1 protein-coding gene is annotated in these 3,896 nt (G+C 77.3%); it reads left to right on the top strand.

The genetic code is table 11. From position 1 onward, the window contains the following. Positions 1-3,896 (top strand): type I polyketide synthase (locus ACFXHB_RS44500; protein WP_380582907.1); only part of this gene is annotated, 3,896 nt, incomplete at both ends.

Here is a 3,896-nt window from a genome sequence, read left to right as displayed (position 1 = left end):
CGGCTGCTGACCGCGTTGTCCGCCGCCTTCGTCCAGGGCTTGCCGGTCGACTGGCCCGCGCTGCTGCCCGAGACGGGCGCCGGCCGTCCCCTCGACCTGCCCACCTATGCCTTCCAGCGTCAGCGCTACTGGGCGGAGGCCGAGCCCTCCGCCGGAGCGGGCGTCGGGTGGGGCCAACTCGCGGTGGACCACGCCGTGCTGGGCGCCGCCGTCGACCTCGCCGGCGCGTCCGGGACGGTCTTCACCGGCCGCCTCTCCGTGCCCACTCACCCGTGGCTCGCCGACCATGCCGTGCTCGGCACGGTGATCGTCCCGGGCACGGCGTTCCTCGAACTCGCCCTGCGGGCGGGCGGCGAGGTCGACTGCCCGGTCCTGGACGAACTGACCCTGCACACCCCGCTGGTCCTGTCCGACACCGAGGGTGTCCGGCTCCAGGTCACCGTCGAGGACCCGGACGAGGCCGGGACCCGGGTGATCGGCATCCACTCGCGGGCCGAGGACGCCCCCGCCGACCGGCCGTGGACCCGGCACGCCTCGGGCCTGCTCACGGCGACGCCGGCCGATGAGGCCGGAGCGCCGGCGGAGCCGACGGCCGCAGCCACCGAGCAGTGGCCCCCGCCGGGCGCGGAACCGGTGGAGGCGGACGACGTCTATGAGCGCTCGGCGGCCGCCGGCTTCGACTACGGCCCGCTGTTCCAGGGACTGCGGCTGGTCTGGCGGCGCGGCGCGGAGCTGTTCGCCGAGGTCGGGCTCCCCGAGGAGGCGACCGACGCCGACCGCTTCGGCCTGCACCCGGCCCTGCTCGACGCCGCGATGCACCCGATGCTGATCCGGGACGACGCGGCCGGGCCGGTCGCGGCCGGTCTGCCGTTCAGCTGGACGGGCGTGCGGCTGGAGACCCGCGGTGCCCGCGCCCTGCGCGTGCGGCTGGTGACGAGCGAGGGCGGCGCGGTCGCGATGCGCGCCCACGACGAGGCCGGTCGGCCGGTCGTGTCCATCGACTCGGTGGTGGTCCGGCCGGTCTCCGCCGAGCAGTTGCGGCCGGCCGAGGCCGCGTCCGGTGACTCGCTGTTCGACCTGCGGTGGGCGGAACGGGACGGCGCGGCGGACACCGCCGGCGAGCCGGACCCGGGCGCGGCGCCGGCCGCGACCCAGGACGCGACCGCGACGCCCGCGGCGGCCTGGGCCGTCCTCGGGACACCCGATGCCGCCGACCCGCTCACCCTCCTGGACGAAGCCCCCCGAACCGCCGCGGCGGGAAGCGGCACCACCCCGCCCCCCGCCACCGTCCTCGTCCGGGTGGAGCCCGCCGAAGGGCCGGAGCACACCCGGGTGCACGACACCGTGGCGCGCGTCCTCGACCTCGTCCAGCGCTGGCTGGCCGACCCGCGCACCGCCGACGCGCGGCTGGTCCTGGTCACCTCGCACGCCGTGGCGGCCGACGACACCGAGGAGAGCCACGACCTCGCGGCCGCCGCCGTCTGGGGCCTCGTGCGGTCCGCGCAGGCCGAACACCCCGGCCGCTTCGTCCTGGTGGACGCCGACGCCGAATCGTCCGAGGACGCGATCCTCGCGCACGCGGTCGCGGGCGACGCCCAGCTCGCCGTCCGGCGCGGGGCCGCCCTGCTGCCGCGCCTGGTTCGGGCCGGGGCGACCGGCCGTCCCGCCGACGCCACCGGTGTCACGCCCGCCGCCGGCGCCACCGTCAAGCCCGCCGACGCCACCGGCTTCCGGCCCGCCGCCGACGGGACGGTGCTGATCACCGGCGGCACCGGGACGCTCGGCGCCCTGCTGGCGCGCCACCTGGTCGTCGCCCGCGGTGCCCGCCGTCTGCTGCTGCTCAGCCGGCGCGGCGCGGCCGCCCCCGGGGTGGCCGAGCTGGTCGCGGAGCTGTCCGCGCTCGGCGCGCGGGTGCGGGTGGAGGCCTGCGACGCCGCCGACCGTGAGGCCCTCGCCCGGGTGCTCGCCGCGATCCCCGCCGAGCACCCGCTGACCGCCGTGGTGCACGCGGCCGGTGTCCTGGACGACGGTGTCGTCCAGGCACTCACCCCCGACCGGCTGGCGGCCGTGCTGCGCCCCAAGGTCGACGCCGCGTGGAACCTGCACGAGGCCACCCGCGGGCTCGACCTGGACGCGTTCGTGCTGTTCTCGTCGGCGGCCGGCGTCATCGGCAACCCCGGTCAGGGCAACTACGCCGCCGCCAACGCCTTCCTCGACGCGCTCGCCCGGCACCGCCGGGCGCACGGCCTGGCCGCGACCTCGATCGCCTGGGGCTGGTGGGCGGAGGGAAGCGAGATGACCGCCGGGCTCGGCGCCGCCGACCGGCAGCGGATGACCCGGCTGGGCGTCCTGCCACTCTCGGCCGAGCAGGGCTGCGCCCTGTTCGACGCGGCGGTCGGCCGGACCGAGCCGATGCTCACCGCCGTGCGGATGGACCTCGCCGTGCTGCGCCGGGCCGGCGCCGACACGGTGCCCGCGCTGCTGCGCGGCCTCGCCCGCGGTCCGCGCCGCAGGGGCGCGGCGGGTGAGGGGCGGACACGGCCGGGCGCACTGGCCGGCCGGCTGGCCGCTCTCCCGGCCGCCGAGCGCCGGCCGGTGCTGGTGCGCACGGTGTGCACGCACGCGGCCGCCGTGCTCGGGCACGCGGGCGCGGACGGCATCGAGGAGACCCGTGCGTTCCGGGACCTCGGCTTCGACTCGCTCACCGGGCTCGAACTGCGCAACCGGCTGAGCGCCGCCACCGGCCTGCGCCTGCCCGCGACGCTGGTCTTCGACTACCCGAACCCGCTGCTGCTCGCCGGCCACCTGGTCGAGCGGCTGGCGGAGACGGTGTCCGGGGTCGCCCCGGCCGCCCGGGCCGTCGCCGTGGCCGTGCCGGCGGCCACCGACGAGCCGATCGCGATCGTCGGCATGGGCTGCCGTCTCCCGGGCGGCGTCACCTCCCCGCAGCAGCTGTGGGACCTGGTGGCCGGCGGCGTCGACGCGCTCACCGACTTCCCGACCGACCGCGGTTGGGACACCGACCGGATCTTCGACGCGGACCCGTCGCGCCCGGGCAGCACCTACGTGCGGACCGGCGGCTTCGTCCCCGACGCGGCCGACTTCGACCCCGCGTTCTTCGGGATCTCGCCGCGCGAGGCGCTGGCGATGGACCCGCAGCAGCGGCTGCTGCTGGAGACCTCCTGGGAGACGATCGAGCACGCCGGCATCGACCCGGAGTCGCTGCGCGGCAGCCGGACCGGCGTTTTCGCGGGTGCGATCTACTACGACTACGCCACCCGTCTGAACCACGTGCCGGACGAGCTGGAGGGCTACCTCGGCAACGGCAACGTGGGGAGCGTCGCGTCGGGCCGGGTCGCGTACTCGCTGGGCCTGGAGGGCCCGGCCGTCACCGTCGACACGGCGTGCTCCTCGTCGCTGGTCGCGCTGCACCTCGCCGTGCAGGCGCTGCGGGCCGGCGAGTGCGACCTCGCGCTCGCGGGCGGCGTCACCGTGATGTCGACACCGGCCGTGTTCGTGGACTTCTCGCGTCAGCGCGGGCTGGCCTCGGACGGCCGTTGCAAGTCGTTCGCGGCGGCCGCCGACGGGACCGGGTGGGGCGAGGGTGTCGGCCTCGTCCTGGTGGAGCGCTTGTCGGACGCGGTGCGCGAGGGGCACCAGGTGCTCGCCGTGGTGCGCGGTTCCGCGGTCAACCAGGACGGTGCTTCGAACGGGCTCACCGCGCCGAACGGGCCGTCGCAGCAACGGGTGATCCGGCAGGCGCTGGCCGGGGCCGCGCTGGCCCCCGCGGACGTGGACGCCGTGGAGGCGCACGGGACGGGGACGACGCTGGGTGACCCGATCGAGGCGCAGGCGCTGCTGGCGACGTACGGGCAGGGCCGACCGGAGGACCGTCC

It is taken from the genome of Kitasatospora sp. NPDC059327 (genome assembly GCF_042752535.1).
GTDB lineage: Bacteria > Actinomycetota > Actinomycetes > Streptomycetales > Streptomycetaceae > Kitasatospora.
The sequence above is the reverse complement of the archived record's forward strand: the minus strand, read 5'-3'. Positions and strand labels throughout refer to the sequence as shown.